The sequence below is a fragment of the Rhodococcus sp. MH15 genome (assembly GCF_019266045.1).
Taxonomy (GTDB): Bacteria; Actinomycetota; Actinomycetes; order Mycobacteriales; family Mycobacteriaceae; genus Rhodococcus_F; species Rhodococcus_F qingshengii.
The window spans coordinates 148,420-167,254 of record NZ_LPNP01000068.1 but is presented as its reverse complement, the minus strand read 5'-3'; the positions used below and the strand labels follow the sequence as shown (position 1 = coordinate 167,254).

Here is an 18,835-nt window from a genome sequence, read left to right as displayed (position 1 = left end):
CTCTTACGCTCCCGCGACGAATCCGCGGACTGATTCCGCAATGAGTTGAACCGCGATGGCGGCGAGCAGAAGACCGGCGATGCGTGCCAGCAGACTGATGCCACCCTCGCCCAGTATCCGGATCAGTGCGGTCGAGAAGCGCAGGACCACGAACAGCACGAGGTGGATGGACAGAATCGCCAACGCGATGGCCAGATACGACGCCGCTTCACCGTCGGCCTGGGCGACAAAGACGATGACGGCCGCTATCGCACCGGGACCGGCCATCATCGGCGTTCCCAGAGGAACGAGTGCGACGTTGACGTCGTCGGCTCCCTGCGGACGGTTGGAGGCCTTGCCGGTCAGCAGTTCGAGTGCGATGAGAAGCAGCAGCAATCCGCCGGCGCCCTGCAACGCCGGAATGCCGATGTGGAGGTAGTTGAGGATCGCCTGACCGCCGATGGCAAAGACCGAGATGACCGCCAGGGAGACGGCGGGGGCCTGCCATGCCGCTCGATTGCGATCTTCACGACTTTTACGTCCGACGAGTGACAAGAACACCGGGATGACTCCGGGCGGGTCCATGATCACGAACAGCGTGATGAACACGGTGAGGTAGAGCGTGGTGTCGAGCATCAGCGCCCCAGTACCTCCACGCCGGTGGCAGCCGAGACGAGTTTGTCGAACTCGGCTTCGTCCGTGAGCTCGTCGCCGAGTCCGATCGTCTTGTTCTCGCCGTGGTAGTCAGAGGATCCGGTGACTGCCAAACCGAGGTCGACAGCCAGGCGGCGCAGGACGTCACGATCGTCGCTGCGATGGTCCGGGTGATCGACTTCGAGACCCCCGAGACCCAGATTGGCCAGATCGCGGATGTGGTCGAGCGCAAGCAATCCGCCGCGCGAACGGGCCCGTCCATGCGCCAGGACGGTCACTCCCCCGGCGGCTGCCACCAGTTCGACGGCGTACTCGAGCGGAGTGTCGTACTTGGGAACGTCGTATCGTCCTCGACTGGACAACAGGTCGGAGAAAGCCTCACTGATGCTCGACACCACTCCCGCTCGCATCAGGGCCGCTGCGACGTGCGGGCGTCCGACGGACGGACCGGCGTCAGCCAAGATCTGATCGGGATCGACGGGCAGACCGTCACGCGCCATCATGGTCGTCATCACCCGGATACGTTCGACGCGTTCGGCGCGCAGTCGCTCACGTTCTTTTGCGAATTCGGGGTGCGTCGGATCGAACAGGTACGCCAGAAGATGTACAGCGACCGGCCAACCACGCTCACCTCGACCTTCGCACGACATCTCCATCCCACGAACCAGGCTGACGCCGGCCGGCAAGGCCTGCGCCGCCTCGGCCCAGCCCGAAGTCGTGTCGTGATCGGTGATGGCGACGACGTCGAGTCCGGCGTCGGCTGCGGCGCGCATGAGGGCAGCCGGGGTGTCGGTGCCGTCCGATGCGTTGGAGTGGGTGTGAAGATCTATTCGCACTGTTCCAGTGTGTCAGCAATCGGCAACTTCATCGCGCTCCGGTGGGCGAGCCGGAAGCTGACGTACGATTACGCCGCAGCGGCAGCGCAATTCGATCAGGTGTCGCTGTAGTGCCGTTCCCCTGCCGTTCCACTGCATTACAGACCGAGAAGGAGCGAGCGTGCCAACCATGCCGTCACTGCCGAATTGGTCGAACGGCAAATCGACGCAAGCCGATGCGCCCAAGATCCCCGTTCCGGCAGCCCGCGCGATCGTCGACTGCGCGGTCTACGTGGACGGCGTGCGGTTGCCGGGCAAGTACACGCACCGCGCTGCGTTGGCCGAGGTTCGTAGTCGCGACAACGCGTTCGTCTGGGTGGGCATGCACGCTCCCGACGAAGGTCAGATGCAAGATGTCGCAGCAACTTTCGGACTCCACGAGCTGATGGTCGAGGATGCTGTCCATGCACACGAGCGCCCGAAACTCGAACGCTACGACGACGTCATGTTCCTGGTGCTGCGCACGGTCGTCTACGTACCGCACGAGTCCGTCGCGACGGCGAGCGAGATCGTCGAAACCGGCGAGATCATGGTGTTCGTCGGCCCCGACTTCGTGGTGACCGTCCGGCACGGGGATCACTCCGAACTGGCAAGCGTGCGCAAGTCACTCGAGCAGAACCCCGAGCGCCTCACCATGGGCCCGTTCGCGGTGTTGCACGCGATCACCGACCACGTCGTCGACAGCTATCTCTCCGTCATCCAACTCGTCGAACAGGACGTCGACAGCATGGAAGAGTTGGTGTTCAACCCGCGGAACACCGTTGCCGTCGAGCACATCTACCTGCTCAAACGTGAAATCGTCGAACTACGACGCTCGGTCACTCCACTCGGATTGCCACTGCTCCAGCTGACCCAGCCCGCGGGCGGCCTCGTCCCGAAGGAGATCCGGCGATACTTCCGTGACGTACGAGATCACCACACGATCGTGGCCGAACGTATCTCGGAATACGACGAGGTGTTGAGTTCGCTGGTCGACGCCGCACTCGCGAAGATCGCGGTGCAGCAAAACACCGACATGCGCAAGATCTCCGCGTGGGTCGCTATCGCCGCCGTGCCGACCGGCGTTGCCGGTATCTACGGGATGAACTTCGAGAACATGCCGGAACTCGGTTACAAGTACGGCTATCAGTCCATCCTGTTCCTCATCGCGTCGGTGTGTGTCGGCTTGTTCTTTCTCTTCCGTCGCAACAACTGGCTGTGAACCTCGCACGCTGACTCCCTGTACTTGCCACCGTCGCAGGCGGACAATGGATATGGGTACGCATTTTCATTCCGTTCCCGAAATCCATTTTGCGACAAGCAAATTCAGATCCAAGGAGAAGTGGAGGAGCAACCATGCCTACAGTCGAGCAATCCGTGGAGATCGCGTTGCCACCCAAGGACGTCTGGGAGTACATCGCCGTCGCCGAGAACTGGCCCAACTGGGAGAATTCGATGGTCGAGTGCAAACAGATCACCGACGGCCCGATGGGCGTGGGAAGCCGCTGGCACGGTGTCTCGCGAATCCTGGGCAAGCGTCTCGAGTGGACATCCGAATTCACCGAGTACGACCCACCGAGATCGTCGAAATCGACGTCCGTCGAAAGTCCGGTCAGCTTCTCGCAGACCACGACCTGCGAAGAAGTCGGTGACGGCACTCGGGTCACCTACCGACTCGACAGCGAAAGCGGCCTGGGAGGAGTATTCGGCAAGATGGCCGACCCGATCGTCACGAAAGCATTTTCACGGACGGTTCGGGTAAGTCTCGAGAACTTGGCGGACATCCTCGTGCACGCCGAATGATCTGACGGACAAAGCGCCAGCGCAGCTAGAGCGAGGCAGCGGAACGGTGCGGATCGCGGATGTCGATCCCCGCCTCGGTCCACGCTTCCCTCAGTGCCTCCGCGCCGCGCAGACGCACCCAGGCGGCTTCGGTACCGGTCAGGGGGACCACACCAAGGAAGCGCACCGGGTCGAACGGCTCCGGCAGCGTCAGGTCTTCGATCCCGCTGTCACCGAGAAGCACCGCCGTGAACGCAGTGTCCTTCCACAGCGGCTCGCCCAGGTCCAACAGTGCGTCCTCGAGCAGCACGACGCCTTCGACGGACGGCGCCGCGGCCAGCACCGCGAGCGTCCTGGCCACACCTGACGCCACACCGGTGCCACCGCGCAGCGTGAGTACCAACTCGGCGCGGGGTCCGCGTGTGGGGTCTGCGACCAGTTCGTTGGGGTCGCCCATCGGATGACGCGAGCACCCCAGTGTGACGTAGCGGACCAGGCCGTCGGGTGATTCGAAACGCAGCACGTCCAGCGGTTCGACACCGAGGAACGTCACCGAGGCCGCGGTGGGGTCCGGCCCCTCGATGCTGCTGACGAGATGGGCCCGGACGGAAGATACGACGCTGTCTGACACTCGTCCATCTAAACACCGTGCCCGCGAGGTTCGCAGCGCAGATACCTCGCGGTGGCGGTAGCGTCGTCGAAATGGTCTCCGTTCTCGCTGTCAGCGACGAGACCGTCGAATTCCTGTGGAGCAGTCAAGTTCGTTCACTCGGAGTCGACGTGATCCTGGGCGCGGGCGATCTGCCGTTTGCGTATCTGGAGTACCTGTCTGACCAACTGAATGCGCCTTGCGTGTTCGTTCCCGGAAACCACGACGCCGATCTGTCCGGATATTCGAACAAGAGATCGGGTTGGACGCGGGCCGGGATTCCTGCGCAGTGGCCGGGGCCTACCGGCGCAGTCAACGCCGACGGACGCATCGTGACCGTCGCCGGTCTGCGGATCGCGGGCCTCGGTGGTTCCATCCGATACAACACGGGTCCCAATCAATGGTCCGAGCGCCAGCAGAGCCGACGCGCTCGCTCGCTCGCTTGGCGAAACGCCTGGCAATCGCGACTTCCCGGCGGCCGGGCGGGCGTGGATGTGCTGCTCACCCACAGCCCCGCCCGCGGTGTCGGCGACGCCGAGGATCGGCCACATCGAGGGTTCGAATGCTTCACGCCTTTGATTCACAACCTCGATCCGACGGTGATGGTCCACGGACACATCCACCCGCACGGGCGAACCCCTCTCGATCTGGCGGTAGGCCGGACTATCGTGCTCAATACCGTCGGCTTCACGCTGATGGAGATTTCCCCAGGTACTCCGCCGACGATCGTGAGGCGCCGACATGGCTCGTGACACCGGATTTCCCACAGCCGACGCGGAAAACGACTTCGCTCGTCAGCGTCGACGCGCCGACGTGGCACGTCTGGTCAGTTGGCTACGACGCGAACCGGACGACGTCAACGCGATCCTGCCGTTCGACGAGGTTGTCGCAGCTCTGGGCAAGGTCGGCGAGAAGTCTCTGGGGCTGCAGGTCGTCACCATCGAATCAATAGTCGGAAGTGTCGACCGCACAGGTGATTTCGACAGGTACTTCCGTCCGACGTCCACTCACTCGCGCGCTCGTTGGGAGCGACTTGCGGTGGCGCAACGACGCGGCGAATCGGTACCACCTGTTCAGTTGTATCGCGTCGGCTCCATGCATTTCGTGATCGACGGGCACCACCGAGTGTCCATTGCGTGTGCGATGCACCAGAAGACAATCGACGCGTACGTCACCGAGATCATCACGCGTATCTCGCCGGAAGGCATCACTCAGCGCGCCGATCTGCTCATCAAGGATCATCGTCGACTCTTCCTCGCCCGCGTTCCGCTGCAGGGTTCACAACGCGAAGCCGTCCAGGTCACCGACCCGTGGGAGTACGCCGAACTCAGTGAGTGTGTGGAGGCGTGGGGTTTTCGGCTCATGCAGGAGAAGGGTGAGTTCCTCGGCCGAGACACCGTCGCCCGCCGCTGGTTCGGCGAGGAGTTTCTGCCCGTCGTGCGAATGCTGCGGGGTGCCGACATGTTGCCCGAGCACACCGACGCCGAGGCCTACTTGTGGATCGCCCGGGAGCGGTACCGACTGGTGCGGCGGCACATGTGGAACGACGAGATCGTGGCCGAACTACGCGATCGAGCACCGCGAAAGCACAAGCCCGCTACGTAGATGCAGTGAAGCGAACCTCGCGGTTCGGGATCTTCGGGTGCATGAACTTCAGCAACGAACGCGCTTCTTTCTCGATGGACGCGAGGGCGGTCTTCGGTTGCTGCGCAAACAGAGTCGCACCCAACTCGACCGTCTCCTTTGCCGGCGTTACCGTCGCATATCCCACCACCTTCCCGCGCACCAGGATGGCGGGCTTGATGATGCCGTTCACGGTGAAGACGCGAGTTCGGTACTGCTCGTCCATGATTCGAGATCGGTCGGCGTGCGAGAGCAAGATGTTGTCGAACGGTGCAAGTATGCGAACCGGGGGTGTTCCGGAGGTCGGTCGTGGCGCGTCCGGCAGGTCGAACACCTCGGCCCCATTCTCGTTGACAAAGGTGACCAGGCCGGGTCGTAGCCGCTCGAATACTTCGGCGAGTCTGGTCAGACCCGACCACGCCTGAGCGTCCTTCACGCTCGCGGGCCCGAAGGCCGCCAGATAACGAAGCACCATCGCATCCGGATCCGGCGATGAACTCACTTCCGTGCCAAGCCAATTCTCCAAGGTCGTCAGTGCCGGTACTCCGGATCGTCCCCACAGGCCTCGCGGTGGGACCTGCACCATCGGCAGAAGTCCTCGAACGCCGTGCGCCAGCCCCTCGGCCGCGTGGCCGGGAAAGCGCTCTGCCAGTATCGGTCTCATCTGCATTTGGGTGAGCGGCCCGTCCGCTACGAGGTCCCGTCCCGCCCGCGCCAGAGCGTCGAGATCCAACCCGGTGAGCGCCGCACGCTGTGTGCTGTTGGTGTGGAGATCGCGTTCCATGATCGTCTGAACCGTGGCCCGGAATGGGCCCGCATCCGCGGCCGAAAGAGCAAAGACCGTGCCCCGCATGGCAACAAGCCGCACCACCTGGCGCTTCTCGACAAGGGTGGAGAGGTCTTCTGCCGCAAAGTTCTTCAGCCGCGCCCACAGCGCCAGGTAGGGCGGGTTCGGCGCCTGGGCCTGCAGACCTGCCAGGTGCTCGATCGCATCCAACGCACTGACCTCGGCCCTCCGCAGCAGGAACTGCCGCGCCAGAGTCGCCAGGTTGAGCTCGCGATCGGTGATCAGTGCAGCCATCGACAACTCCTCAACGATCGTGGTCAGTGGCGGTGACGATCTCGAACGGTATCTCGACTCGCGCGAGGGTTCCGGACTCTTCACCCGGTCCGACCGAGAACGAGCCACCCGCGGCAACCACTCGCAGTTCGTGCGAGAGCAGTCCGATGTGCCCGGCAGCCCGTCGTTCGGCAATCCGATCGGCGCTGATCCCCCGACCGTCGTCCGAGACCACGAGCACCGCACGGTGGTCCAGTCGTGCAAGCTCGATCCGGACGTTCTGCGCGCCGGCATGTTTGACGACGTTGCCCAGAAGCTCTCGGGTGGCGCCGAACAAGACCTCGTCGGCAGACGTGCGTAGATCGTCGTTCCAGCCCGAAGTGTCGACGTCGACCACTACTCCGCCGCGTCCCTGCGCCGATCGCGCGAGGTCCCCGATCGCGCGGGCAAGGCCCACGTGGACGAGAACTGTGGGATGCAGTTCCGAGACGGACGATCTCAACAGCGTGGTCGCTTCACCGAGCGCTTTTCCGGCTCGCGCCAAAGCGACAGGCTCCGCACTGTCTGCCAATTCGTCGAGATCCATCCGCGCGGCGAGAACGTACTGGAGCGCCCCGTCGTGCAACTGCTCGGACAGTTCCGTGCGCTCTCGCTGCTCGAGCCCCATGAGTTCGGCCAGAAGGCTGGTTCGATGCCCGACGAGTTGTCCGATGGTCAACACGCGTGATCTTTGAATCCGAGTCAGTCCGATTGCGCCTGCGCCCACTCCGGCCAAGGCCATGGTGCTCAGCAGGATCGACGGCCACGGCTCGGAGTTCGAAGTCATCGTTGCCCAACTGGAAACGAAGAACACACCGATCGTGCAGGCAACGACGCCGACACACACGTCCGTCCGCAGTTGCGTACACGCCAGAACCGGAATGACGAAGAGCCCGTTGCTCAAGATGTCGGCGGTCCAACTCTGCTCGGCCGCGAGACCGGTCAGCAATGTCAGAGTTGCGAGCACGGCAAGGTCGACGAACAAGCCGAGCCAGATCATCGTCACCGGGCCGGTGCCGCCCTTGCGGATCCACAGCGCCACGGCTGCCGACCAGAGTGCATAGGCGCCCAGAATCGCGAAACACCATCCCGCGTCGTTCATCGGCGGGACGAAAATCAGTGTCAGGGCGATGAACAGCACCAGAGCGCCGCGCACCGTCAGTTGGAGGTACGCACCGCGGTAGGCGTGTTCGCGCATGATCCGCTCGAGGTCCGGGCCACCGGGCAGGTGCTCGGTTCGTACCGAGGATTCGTTCATCTGTCCTCCTGTGCCGCCCATCCCAGTTCCCTGTGAATGAGCTTCGCACACGAGATTTCACAATCAACCCGCAATACCGTGAATGGCACAGCATTCACCGAACCTCGAAACCACGCAGGAGTGCTCATGATCTCGACCCGAGCAAGCAAGCGCCGCATCGCCACTCGATTTGCCGTCGCCGGCGCCCTGGCAGCGGCGCCGATCGCCGTGGTCGCCGGGACAGCGCAAGCCGCCCCGGCCTCCACCCATCACGAACAATTCGGCCGCCTGGTCCCCCTACCCGAACCGGCCGACGCAGCGCCCGGCCCCGAACAGGTACCGCTCCCCTGGGGCGCGACGTATTCGGTCACCTTGCCCGGGTAAAGGTCACAGCAGCAGATTGGCTCCCGTACCGCCGTCGAACACTGCGATCTTGGCGGGATCGAACCAGAGATCGACAGACCTGCCCTGGGCCACCGTGGACTCGGACGAGAGCCTGGCAACCAGTTGACCGCCACCAGCGACGGCCGTTCCCGAATCGGCGGCGAGTTCCTCGAGTTCACGAGAGTTGACGGCGGGGCCACCAGCGAGGAAATACGCGTACTTGTCCGAACCCATCGATTCCAGCACGTCGACGTCGACGGTGAACGTCCCGCCGTGCGGCTTCTGCGCTGCATCGACCAGCGCCACGTCCTCGAAATGCTCCGGTCTGATACCGACCACCACGTCCTTGCCCGAACCGCTGCCCGAGATCTTCGACTGCGCCGCCGCTGGCAGGCGAACATCGCCGATCGGCGTGCTCACACCGTCGGCCGTCAACTGTCCGGGGAAGAAGTTCATGGACGGGGACCCGATGAATCCCGCCACGAACAGATTGTTCGGACGATCGTAGAGTTCCTGCGGCGCACCGATCTGTTGCACGATTCCGCCGCGCAGCACGACTACCCGATCGCCGAGCGTCATCGCCTCGGTCTGGTCGTGGGTCACGTAAATCGTTGTCGTACCGAGTCGCTGCTGCAGACGGGCGATCTCCGTCCTCATCTGCACGCGCAGTTTGGCGTCCAGGTTCGATAGCGGCTCGTCCATGAGAAACGCCTTCGGGCTGCGCACGATTGCGCGTCCCATCGCGACACGCTGACGCTGACCGCCCGACAGGTTCGCCGGTTTGCGATCGAGATGCTGGGTGAGGTCCAGGACCCGCGCCGCGTCGTCGACCTTGGCGTTGATCTCGTCCTTGGACATCTTCGCCAAGGTCAACGGGAACGCGATGTTCTGGCGCACCGTCATGTGCGGATACAGCGCATACGACTGGAAGACCATCGCGATGTCGCGGTCCTTGGGGGCGCGTTCGTTGACGCGTTCACCCGCGATCCGCAACTCACCGGTCGAAATGTCTTCCAGCCCGGCAATCATGTTGAGAGTCGTGGATTTTCCACAACCGGACGGGCCCACGAGAATGATGAATTCTCCGTCGGCGATGGTGATGTCGACATCACTGACCGCCTTGGCTCCGTCCGGGTACAGCTTGGTCACCTTGTCCAGCACGATCTCGGCCACAGGCTTATCCCTTCACTGCGCCGGAAGTAAGCCCGGCCACGATACGACGTTGGAAGAACAGAACAAAGATGATGATCGGAATGGTGATGACCATGGCGGCCGCGGCGATCGACCCGGTGGGCTCCTCGAATTGTGAAGCGCCGGTGAAGTTTGCGATGGCCGCAGGGGCGGTGATGGAGCGTTCGGTCGACGTCAGCGAAATCGCGAACAACAGGTCGTTCCAGCAGAAGATGAACACCAGGATTCCCGCAGTGACGATGCCGGGCGCGGCCAGTGGAGCCACCACCTTCCGGAACGCCTGCCCCGGCGTCGCGCCGTCCATCTGCGCCGCCTTTTCGAGTTCCCAAGGAATCTCTTTGAAGAACGCCGAGAGCGTGTAGATCGCCAACGGCAACGCAAAGGTGATGTACGGCAGGATGAGTCCGGCCCAGGTGTCGAAGAGCCCGAGCCGTCGTTCGATGTCGAACAGCGGGCTCACCAATGAAATCTGCGGGAACATCGCGATCAGCAGGGCAACAGCCACCAGCAGCTTCTTGCCCGGAAAATCCAGGCGCGCAATCGCGTAAGCAGCCATGGTTCCGATCACCACGGCGATGACCGTCGAGATGAGTCCGATGCCGATGGAGTTGATCAGAGCACTGGTGAAGGCGCTGGTGTCGAAGATTCCTCGGTAGTTGTCCAGGGTCCACTTCTCCGGAATGAACTTGCCGTCCTTGATGGTTCCGGCGGGCTTGAAGGACAGGCTCGCAATCCACAGGACGGGAACCAACGCGTACAGCAAGACCAGAAGGTTGACGACGGACCAGCTGATCTTGAGTCTGGGAGTCACGGTCATGTCAGCGTCCTTCCGTATCGGATCCGGGAGCCGAAGCACCGAAAAGTTTGATGAAGATGAACGCGATCACTGCCACACACACGAAGATCAGCACGCTGATCGCGGATCCGATACCCAAGTTGAATGCCTTGAACAGATTGTCGTAACCCAGAATCGACACCGACCCGGTGTCGTTCGCTCCCTTCGTGAGCACGTAGATGTTGTCGAAGATGCGGAATGCGTCGAGTGTGCGGAACAGCAGAGCGACGAGGATGGCGGGCTTCATCAGCGGAAGGATGATGCGTACCAACCGGGTCCACGCGCCGGCGCCGTCCACCTGAGCCGCCTTGAGAAGGTCATCGGGCACGAGCGCCAAGCCGGCGAGCAGGAGCAGCGCCATGAACGGCGTCGTCTTCCAGACCTCGGCAAGGACGATGATCGCGAGCGACGGGATCTGGTCGGTGAGCGGCGCACTGCCGTCGGGCAGGAGATTGGCGAGGTAGCCGGTCCCCGGCGTCCACGCGTAGTACCAGCTGTATGCCGCCGCGACGGTGACGATGCCGTACGGGATGAGCACAACGGTGCGAACGAGCCCCTTACCCACGATCGTTCGGTGCATCACCAGTGCGATGGTCAGTCCGAGAACGAACTCGATGACGACCGAGACAACCGTGATCGACGTCGTCACCGCGAACGCTTGCCACCAGTAACCGTCGGTCAGCACCGACACGTAGTTGTCGAACCACACGAACTTTCGTTGATCCGGGAAGCGCAGGTCGTAGCGCTGCAAACTCAGCCACACGGCGTAGACCACCGGATATGCGGTCACCGCGATCATGAGAATCGCGGCCGGGGCCACCAGCCAGAGACCGAGGCGACGCTCGGCCGCCTTTCCGTCGGACATCTTCGTTTTCGCGGAGTGCTTCGGCTCCGGCGACGCCGTCGCGACTGTTGGTGCAGCTCCCGAATTTTCGCTGTCGATCGTCACGGAATCAGCCCCTCGGAATTGACTGCCTTGCGTACCTGCTCGGCAAGATCGTTCACGGTCGATTCCGGATCGATGTTTCCCACAGGGTTCAGCGTGGCAGTGATGAGCGTCGAAATACTCTGATAGGCAGGAGAAACCGGACGAACCGAAGCGGTGTCCAGGCTGTCGCGAACCTCACGCCACGCCGGGTACGCCTCCTGGAACGCCGGGTCGTCGTACAGGCTCTCGAGAGTCGGCGGAACGCCACCGGCTACCGCGTTGTTGCGCTGATTCTCCTCGTTACGCAGACAGGTGAGCGCCTCGAACGCGAGGTCCGGATGCTGGCTGGTCTTGGCCACCGCCACGTTGAAGCCGCCGATCGTGACCTCGGCCGGCTTACCCTCGATCACCGAGGGATACGGAGCGGCAAGGAAATTCCGTTCTCCGTTCACCGTGAGCACCGTGTTTCCGGTGTTCTCACTGGTGACATTGCCCTTGTCGTCGATGTACGGCAGATCGCCCTTCTCGGCGTTCTCCATGATGCCGGGCAGCACGAACGGCCAGTTGACCTGGAAGGCAGATTTGCCGCTCTCCATGCCCAGTCGCGACGACGCTTCATCCCCCTGCGAGATCGAGGGATCCGCACCCTTGGCGGTAGCGACGCGCTTCATGACGGTCAGCGCCTGCTGGGCAGCATCACCGTCGGCCACCGTCACGGTTGTTCCGTCCGGCCCCACCACCGATCCGCCGGCACTGGCGAGAAGAGTGTTGAACCAGACCATCAATCCTTCGTACTGCTTGCCCTGCACACCGATCCAGCTGGGGCGCCCCTCCGCGGCCAGGCCTTCGGAGATGTCGATCATCTGATCCCAGGTCTGGGGTGGTTGCCCGTCCGGCATCAAATCCTGTCGATACCAGAGCAATTGGGTGTTGGTGTTCAATGGCGCCGCATAGAGCTGGTCCTGCCACTTCGCCGACTCCAGCGGACCCTCGAGCGTCCCGTTGCTGACCTCGGCCGCCACGTCGTCAGGAAGCGGCAATGCCCATCCCGCTTCGGCGAATTCGGCAGTCCACACCACGTCGAGCGTCATCAGATCGAGTGACTTGTCATTGCCGGTCAGACGCCGGGCCAACTGAAGTCGCTGGTCGTCGGCACCCTTGGGCAGAGTTTTCTGCTCGACCCGGTACGCGCCGTTCGACGCCGCCGAACAATTGGCGGCGGCCTCCGCATACTGCTCGGCGCCGTCGGCAGCGGTGTAGAAGGACAGCACCACGCCGTCGTCATTGTCCGATCCGCACGCACTGAGCAAGGGCGCCAACAACAATGTTGCCGCGCCGAGCAGCCCCGCCCGCAATTTCTTCTTCTGTCCCGCCCGCGATCTCTCGTTCTGCCCCGCCCGCGATCTCTTGTTCTGCACAGCCGTCCTCCTCGGGCGGCGAGACGGCGCAGTCGTTACGGCTGGCCGACGCACCACACATCGGCACTTTTGCCGGAGAAGGGACCTATTTCCTTGTCCGGCAAACGGTCACGGGAAGCCAGTACTACCTCGCCCGCGTGTACATAAAGTAACCGAGATCACACAAGTTGGCAGCCCGAGCGAGAATGTCAGATGGCGAGCTTGGCGAGCAGGTCGCGCGCCGACTCCGCCGTCTTGGGCTCACACAGTACGTCGTAACGTCCGGCGACCAACTGCATCGTCGAGGCGAAGTCCCGCTGCCCACGCGTCGCGGCGTACGGAATCGTCGTGGAGATGACACCGAAGATGATGCCGCCCACGATGCCCGCGATCAGCGGAGCGAGGAAACCACCGGTGACGATTCCGAGCACCAGGCCGAAGAAGACACCGAGCCAAGCACCGGAGACGATGCCGCCACCGATCACCTTGGCCCACGTCAACCGACCGAGAACTCGCTCGACCTGCATCAGGTTCACGCCGACGATCGTGACGTCCTGAACCGGGAATTCCTGATCGGAGAGGTAATCGACTGCGCGCTGCGCCTCGGCGTAGGTGGGGTACGACCCGATGGGCCATCCCGAAGGCGGTGTCGGCAACGCTCCACGGCGCGACCCATTCGACGATTGACCGAGCGGATTGGACATGGCTGGCTGCGCTCCTCTTTTCGGGCACGTCATCCACGCGGATGACGCAAGTACATCTACCCCCTATTGTGCCCTTTACAGACCTGATTCGTTCGGCTATGCGAGCGTCAGGCGTGTTCGGGCGGCGTGAATTCCGAGGTGCGCGTCATCCCCGCGGCGCGGCCCTTGGCCGAAATCACCAGTGCCATCTTGCGACTCGCCTCGTCGATCATCTCGTCGCCGAGCATGACGGCGCCCCGCCCTCCCCCGGCAGCCGAGGTGTGGAACGCGTACGCGTCCAAGATGAGTTCCGCACGGTCGTAGTCGGATTGGCGCGGACTGAACACCTCGTTGGCCGCCTCGATCTGCGTGGGGTGCAGAACCCACTTGCCGTCGAAACCGAGCGCTGCCGTTCGCGCAGCCGACCGAGTGAAAGCCTCGACGTCGCGGATCTGCAGGTACGGCCCGTCGATGGCCTGGACGCCGTGCGCCCGCGCGGCCATCAAGATGGTCATCAGGATGTGGTGATACGCGTCACCGCGGTCGTAGCCGTCCGGTTGCTCACCGACGACCAGAGTTCGCATGTTCAAGCTCGCCATGAAGTCGGCCGGGCCGAACACGAGCGCCTCGACGCGGGGACTCGCGGTGGCGATCGCGTCGATGTTGGTCAAGCCGATCGCGTTCTCGATCTGCGGTTCGATCCCGATCTTGCCGACCTCGAGACCGTTGGCCTTCTCGACCTGCGTCAACAACAAATCGAGCGCCTGGACGTGACTCGCATCGGGAACCTTGGGCAGCAGAATGGCGTCCAGATGCGCTCCGGCGCGGCCCACCACCTCCACGACGTCGGCATACGTCCATTCGGTGGTCCAGTCGTTGACCCGGACGACCTTGACCTGTTTGCCCCACCCGTCCTCGGCCAACGCGTCGCCGATCGACTCCCTGGCCGCCTGCTTCGCCAGCGGCGCCACCGCATCTTCGAGGTCGAGAAAGATCTCGTCGGCGGGCAATCCCTTCGCCTTGTCGATCATCTTCCGACTGCTGCCGGGAACTGCCAATACCGATCGACGGGAACGGTTGCGTGAAGTCATTGCGGACTGCCCTTCTCGATTTTCGGTGGCGCCGTTGCAGATTTTGACGCTGGACGAATTAGCCTTGCAATCATGGCAGCAGCAGGCAAGGTATTTGCAGCCAGGCTTGCCGGCCTGGTTGTACTCGGCCCGGACGGCGAATCGATCGGTCGTGTGCGCGACGTCGTCATCACGGTCCGCATCGGACGCCAGCAACCCCGCGTTCTCGGTCTGGTGATCGAAATGTTCACGCGCAAACGCATTTTCGTTCCGATGTTGCGTGTGACAGCAATCGAACCGAGTGCAGTCACCCTCACCACCGGTAACGTCAGTCTGCGGCGCTTCAACCAGCGCCCGGGCGAAGTGCTCGCTCTGGCGCAGGTACTCGATTCGCATGTGCGCGTGGACGACCCGGAACTCGAGGAGCTTCACGGCGTCGACACGATAGTCGTCGATCTCGGAATCGAATCGACGCGGACGCGAGACTGGGTGGTCTCCAAGGTCGCGGTTCGCGGCCATCGCGGACGCCTCGGTCGACGCGCGGCGATTCACATCGTCGACTGGCAGCACGTCGCCGGCCTCACCCAGAGCGATCTCTCACTCCCCGGCCAGGGCGTAGCTCACCTGCTTCTCCAGTACGAAGGCATGCGACCCGCCGATGTGGCCAACGCCATGCGCGAACTGCCGGAGAAGCGCCGCCACGAACTGGCCGTGGCGCTCGACGACGAACGCCTCGCCGACGTCGTGCAGGAACTGCCGGCGGACGACCAGACCGATCTGCTGATGCATCTGGAAGTCGAACGTGCCGCCGATCTACTCGAAGCGATGGATCCCGACGACGCCGCCGACCTGTTGGGCGAGCTGCCCGAAACCGAGGCCGAGTCACTGCTTCAGTTGATGGACCCGCAGGATTCCGAACCTGTTCGACGCCTGCTCGAGCATTCCCCGGACACTGCCGGTGGTCTGATGACGCCCGAACCGGTGGTACTGACGGCCTCGACGACGGTCGCGGAGGCCCTTGCCCGCGCCCGCAACTACGACGTGACCCCGGCGCTGTCGAGCATGGTCTTCGTCGTACGTCCGCCGACGGCGACTCCGACCGGGCGGTATCTCGGCTGCGTCCACTTGCAGAAGCTTCTCCGCGAGCCTCCCGCCAGCCTGGTAGGCGGACTACTCGACACCGACATGCCCCGGTTGGCCCCGGACGACTCGTTGGCGTCGGTCACCCGATATTTCGCGACGTACAACTTGGTATGCGGGCCGGTCGTGGACGACGAGAACCACCTGATCGGGGCCGTGACGGTCGACGACGTGCTCGATCACCTCCTGCCGGAAGACTGGCGTGAGGATTACTCCGACGACGAGGAATTACTCCGATGAGCGAACGGGCGTCGAGCACGACCGCACGGCAACGACTGGAAACGCCTCGCGGAAGCCGCCGGTTCAATCTCGATTTCGACGTCGAAGCTGTCGGGCGCGTCAGTGAACGCATCGCCCGCTTCCTCGGCACCGGGCGTTATCTCGCAATCCAGACGATCATCGTGATCGTCTGGATCCTGATCAACGTGTTCGCGGTGGCCCTGCAGTGGGACCCGTACCCGTTCATCCTGCTCAACCTGGCCTTCTCCACCCAGGCCGCCTACGCGGCGCCGCTGATCCTGCTGGCCCAGAACCGTCAGGAGAACCGCGACCGGGTCTCGCTCGAGGAGGACCGCTCACGCGCCGAGCAAACCAAGGCGGATACCGAATTCCTCGCCCGAGAACTCGCAGCTCTGCGTATCGCCGTCGGCGAGGTTGCCACCCGCGACTACCTGCGACGGGAGCTCGAGGAGATCAAGTCGATCCTTGCTGCCGACGGCGAACCGACCCCGAAGAAGAAGCACCGTGACTCGAATACTGCGAAACAAAGTCACAACTAGCTGAGCGTTCGCTGAGTTTTGCTGCACGCACCGTGACCGATATGTAACGTAAGTCACAGCAATATGGATATCACGGTGGGTACTCCGGAGCGGGAGCGCCAGCAAAGGGGAATCGTGCGAGTACGCGGAATGATTGCAGCATCCACACTGGTGGGGGGACTGCTCGTCGTCACAGGTCCAGCGGCCCTCACTGCCGGAAGCGCACCGACCGGAGGGTCACAGGTTCCGATCGCACTGGCGGGCTCCGCCTCGATTGCGCAGCCGGACTCTGTCGACTTCCTCCCGACGCCCCGCACGGTCCGAACGCAAAGATCGGCCCCGCCCAGCGATACGGTCGCCGGCGCCCCGGCAGCGCCCAACGCCGCGGCCGTCGTCCTCACCTCTCTGGGCATCCCCGAGATCGTCCTGAACGCGTACCGCTCCGCGGAGCTGGTGATGATGACCGAGGCACCGGGATGCGGAATCCCCTGGCATCTTCTGGCCGGCATCGGACGCATCGAATCCGGTCACGCCAACGGCGGCAAGACGACCTCGGTGGGTACGACGGTCACCCCGATCCTCGGCCCCGTCCTCGACGGACGGCTGGCAGGCAACGAAGTCATTCGGGACACCGACAAGGGCGCAATCGACGGCGACCCCACTCACGACCGCGCCGTCGGGCCGATGCAGTTCATTCCGGCCACCTGGGCCGGATATGCCAGCGACGGCAACGGGGACGGAATCAAGGACCCCAACAACGTCTTCGATGCGGCACTCTCGGCAGCGAAGTACCTCTGCAGCGGCGGACTCAACCTGCGCGATGTCGCCCAGGAGACCAAAGCTGTTCTGCGATACAACAACTCGGCCACTTACGCAGCAAACGTGATCATGTGGTCGACGGCATACAAGAACGGTGTCATTCCTTCCGGTCAGCTGCCGTACACCTCGGGCATCAACACCGGCAGCTCCGCGATCAACGCCGCCGCCTCGGCAGACTCCGCCGCTTCGGCCGTACTCGCCGCGGCTGCGGCTACCGATCCGGCGGCCGGCGACAAGGAATCAGCGTCGACGACGCCGACCCCGACCACCACTCCCCTCTTCCCGGGTCTGCCGGACATGCCTGCACTCTCACCCGAGATCCAGGCACTGATCCCGCCGGGCGTCATGCCGACCAGCCCCGCTCCGGGACCCAACGCCGCCCGGAACGCAGCTCCCGGTCCGATCATCCCGCTCCCCGTCCTCACCTCACGGGGTCTCGTGTGGCCGATTCTGACGGCCGAGGGATGGCGCTGGCCCGACGACATGTGTGTGATCCTTCCGGACCCCGCAGCCCTCGACGCCTTGCAGGACGGCATCCTTCTGCCGTGCACGATCCCGGGCATGGCAGTGGTCGCCACGGCACCCGCCACCACCGACGCGGCTCCCGCGGAATCCTCTCCACCCGCCGCCCCCTCTCCGGAGCCCGCACCGGCACCGGCACCCGCACCCGCACCGGTCCCGGCTCCGGCATTCGTGCCGTTCTTCCCGGGCCTGCCCGGCATGCCCGCTCTGTAACCGAAAAATCACGAAAGAACAGTGCATATGCCCCAAACTGCCCTCCTAGATCACGGTTGAATAACGGAAACGCAACAAATCAGGTAGCCTCGACTCCGTCAGTTGAACGGAAAACCTCCTCGCGGAGGTTCAGGAGGCATAAACAGTGGGTCGGCACAGCAAGAAGACAGATTCGCACATCCGTCGAAATTCGGTCATCGCGCTCACCGGACTCATCCCTATCGGACTCGTCACCGCAGCCAACACGGCCGGCGCCGCTCCCAAGGTCCCGTTCTTCAACACCAGCTCCGCCGAAACGGTGGACACCGCCGCACAAGCCACGCAGGAACCGCAGGCGCAGATTCTGCCCGCCGTCGAAGCAATCGCCGAGCCGGCTCCCGCCCCCGCGCCGGAACCCGCGCCGCTGGCTCCCGTGCAGGCAACTCCCCCGCTCCCCGCCTCGATGGCCGAGGGCGCACTCGGAATCCCGAGCGTGAGCGTCGCCGCCTACCAGAACGCCGAGCGAATCCTCGCTGTCGAGAAGCCCAACTGCAACATGCACTGGACGCTCCTCGCCGGTATCGGCCGCGTCGAATCCGGCCACGCCAACGACGGCAAGGACGCCGACGCGAACGGCAACCTCTACAAGCCCGTGATCGGCCTGCCACTCAACGGCAGCCTCCCCGGCCAGGCCGTCATCATGGACACCGACGGCGGCGCCCTCGACGGCGACACCGTCTACGACCGCGCCGTCGGCCCGATGCAGTTCATCCCGTCCACGTGGAACCAATACGCCGGTGACGGCAACGGTGACGGAATCGCCGACCCCCAGAACCTTTTCGACTCCGCACTGACCACCGGCAAGTACCTGTGCGACGGCGGACTCAACATGCAGGACGTCACCCAGGTTGCCTCCGCGATCCACCGCTACAACAACTCGGCCGCCTACGTCGCCAACGTTCTGGCCTGGTCGCTCGGGTACTCCACCGGCATCGTGCCCGCCGCATCGGACCTGCCGCGCATCCACTGACCTACCTGG

General features: G+C 63.7%; 20 protein-coding genes. 9 read left to right on the top strand and 11 right to left on the bottom strand.

What is annotated here, in order from left to right; genetic code table 11:
* Positions 1-3 precede the first annotated feature (3 nt).
* Both ATN37_RS17975 and ATN37_RS17970 read right to left on the bottom strand, forming a co-directional pair.
* The gene (locus ATN37_RS17975; RefSeq protein ID WP_164490628.1) at positions 4-618 is read right to left on the bottom strand and encodes a MarC family protein; all 615 of its coding nucleotides are present in this window, start codon (positions 616-618) and stop codon (positions 4-6) included.
* The gene (locus tag ATN37_RS17970; RefSeq protein ID WP_064075557.1) at positions 615-1,469 is read right to left on the bottom strand and encodes a PHP domain-containing protein; all 855 of its coding nucleotides are present in this window, start codon (positions 1,467-1,469) and stop codon (positions 615-617) included. Before ATN37_RS17970 ends, ATN37_RS17975 begins: the two co-directional genes overlap by 4 nt.
* Positions 1,470-1,638: 169 nt before the next feature.
* Here ATN37_RS17970 and ATN37_RS17965 point away from each other — a divergent pair, with 169 nt between their 5' ends.
* Both ATN37_RS17965 and ATN37_RS17960 read left to right on the top strand, forming a co-directional pair.
* Positions 1,639-2,709, top strand: a complete 1,071-nt coding sequence (locus ATN37_RS17965) for a magnesium and cobalt transport protein CorA (RefSeq protein ID WP_007736118.1) — start codon at positions 1,639-1,641, stop codon at positions 2,707-2,709.
* A gap of 134 nt (positions 2,710-2,843) precedes the next feature.
* Positions 2,844-3,290, top strand: coding sequence for an SRPBCC family protein (locus tag ATN37_RS17960; RefSeq protein ID WP_007736117.1), 447 nt, complete (start codon positions 2,844-2,846; stop codon positions 3,288-3,290).
* 25 nt (positions 3,291-3,315) lie between these two features.
* On the opposite strand, the gene ATN37_RS17955 is transcribed toward ATN37_RS17960, so the two are convergent.
* Complete coding sequence (locus tag ATN37_RS17955) at positions 3,316-3,900, bottom strand: suppressor of fused domain protein (protein WP_007736116.1); 585 nt, start codon at positions 3,898-3,900, stop codon at positions 3,316-3,318.
* Positions 3,901-3,971: 71 nt separating this feature from the next.
* Between ATN37_RS17955 and ATN37_RS17950 the strand changes: the two genes are divergently transcribed.
* Positions 3,972-4,670, top strand: coding sequence for a metallophosphoesterase (locus tag ATN37_RS17950; protein ID WP_218695473.1), 699 nt, complete (start codon positions 3,972-3,974; stop codon positions 4,668-4,670).
* Positions 4,660-5,523: a chromosome partitioning protein ParB gene (locus tag ATN37_RS17945; protein ID WP_218695465.1), complete on the top strand. Its 864-nt coding sequence runs from the start codon at positions 4,660-4,662 to the stop codon at positions 5,521-5,523. The genes ATN37_RS17950 and ATN37_RS17945 overlap by 11 nt, the downstream gene beginning before the upstream one ends.
* On the opposite strand, the gene ATN37_RS17940 is transcribed toward ATN37_RS17945, so the two are convergent.
* Both ATN37_RS17940 and ATN37_RS17935 read right to left on the bottom strand, forming a co-directional pair.
* Entirely contained in the window at positions 5,516-6,622 is a 1,107-nt protein-coding gene (locus ATN37_RS17940) for a winged helix DNA-binding domain-containing protein (protein ID WP_054782366.1), read from the bottom strand. The genes ATN37_RS17945 and ATN37_RS17940 overlap by 8 nt on opposite strands.
* A 10-nt stretch (positions 6,623-6,632) precedes the next feature.
* On the bottom strand, positions 6,633-7,898 hold the full coding sequence (locus ATN37_RS17935) for a sensor histidine kinase (protein ID WP_218695464.1): 1,266 nt from the start codon (positions 7,896-7,898) through the stop codon (positions 6,633-6,635).
* Between the two features lie 126 nt (positions 7,899-8,024).
* Here ATN37_RS17935 and ATN37_RS17930 point away from each other — a divergent pair, with 126 nt between their 5' ends.
* Positions 8,025-8,261: a hypothetical protein gene (locus ATN37_RS17930; protein WP_007736112.1), complete on the top strand. Its 237-nt coding sequence runs from the start codon at positions 8,025-8,027 to the stop codon at positions 8,259-8,261.
* A 3-nt stretch (positions 8,262-8,264) separates the two neighbouring features.
* Here the strand turns inward: ATN37_RS17930 and ATN37_RS17925 are convergent, their stop codons facing one another.
* The 6 genes from ATN37_RS17925 to ATN37_RS17900 form a co-directional block, all read right to left on the bottom strand.
* Positions 8,265-9,434 (bottom strand): ABC transporter ATP-binding protein, encoded by a 1,170-nt coding sequence (locus ATN37_RS17925; protein WP_003945069.1) that lies wholly within the window; start codon positions 9,432-9,434, stop codon positions 8,265-8,267.
* 4 nt (positions 9,435-9,438) lie between these two features.
* Positions 9,439-10,269, bottom strand: coding sequence for a carbohydrate ABC transporter permease (locus ATN37_RS17920; protein WP_003945075.1), 831 nt, complete (start codon positions 10,267-10,269; stop codon positions 9,439-9,441).
* Between the two features lies 1 nt (position 10,270).
* Entirely contained in the window at positions 10,271-11,152 is an 882-nt protein-coding gene (locus tag ATN37_RS17915) for a carbohydrate ABC transporter permease (protein WP_044480569.1), read from the bottom strand.
* Positions 11,153-11,232: 80 nt separating this feature from the next.
* Positions 11,233-12,570: an ABC transporter substrate-binding protein gene (locus ATN37_RS17910; protein WP_218695472.1), complete on the bottom strand. Its 1,338-nt coding sequence runs from the start codon at positions 12,568-12,570 to the stop codon at positions 11,233-11,235.
* A 251-nt stretch (positions 12,571-12,821) separates the two neighbouring features.
* Complete coding sequence (locus ATN37_RS17905; RefSeq protein WP_003945065.1) at positions 12,822-13,316, bottom strand: general stress protein; 495 nt, start codon at positions 13,314-13,316, stop codon at positions 12,822-12,824.
* A 107-nt stretch (positions 13,317-13,423) separates the two neighbouring features.
* Positions 13,424-14,386, bottom strand: coding sequence for a CoA ester lyase (locus ATN37_RS17900; protein WP_020908461.1), 963 nt, complete (start codon positions 14,384-14,386; stop codon positions 13,424-13,426).
* A 72-nt stretch (positions 14,387-14,458) separates the two neighbouring features.
* Here ATN37_RS17900 and ATN37_RS17895 point away from each other — a divergent pair, with 72 nt between their 5' ends.
* From ATN37_RS17895 to ATN37_RS17880, 4 genes are all read left to right on the top strand, one after another.
* Positions 14,459-15,745, top strand: coding sequence for a magnesium transporter MgtE N-terminal domain-containing protein (locus ATN37_RS17895; protein ID WP_003945077.1), 1,287 nt, complete (start codon positions 14,459-14,461; stop codon positions 15,743-15,745).
* A complete protein-coding gene (locus tag ATN37_RS17890) occupies positions 15,742-16,284 on the top strand; it encodes a DUF1003 domain-containing protein (RefSeq protein ID WP_003945067.1) in 543 nt (180 codons plus the stop codon). Before ATN37_RS17895 ends, ATN37_RS17890 begins: the two co-directional genes overlap by 4 nt.
* Before the next feature lie 75 nt (positions 16,285-16,359).
* Positions 16,360-17,817, top strand: coding sequence for a lytic murein transglycosylase (locus tag ATN37_RS17885; protein WP_308125221.1), 1,458 nt, complete (start codon positions 16,360-16,362; stop codon positions 17,815-17,817).
* A gap of 145 nt (positions 17,818-17,962) precedes the next feature.
* The gene (locus tag ATN37_RS17880) at positions 17,963-18,826 is read left to right on the top strand and encodes a lytic transglycosylase domain-containing protein (RefSeq protein WP_003945171.1); all 864 of its coding nucleotides are present in this window, start codon (positions 17,963-17,965) and stop codon (positions 18,824-18,826) included.
* The last annotated feature ends 9 nt before the right edge of the window (positions 18,827-18,835 follow it).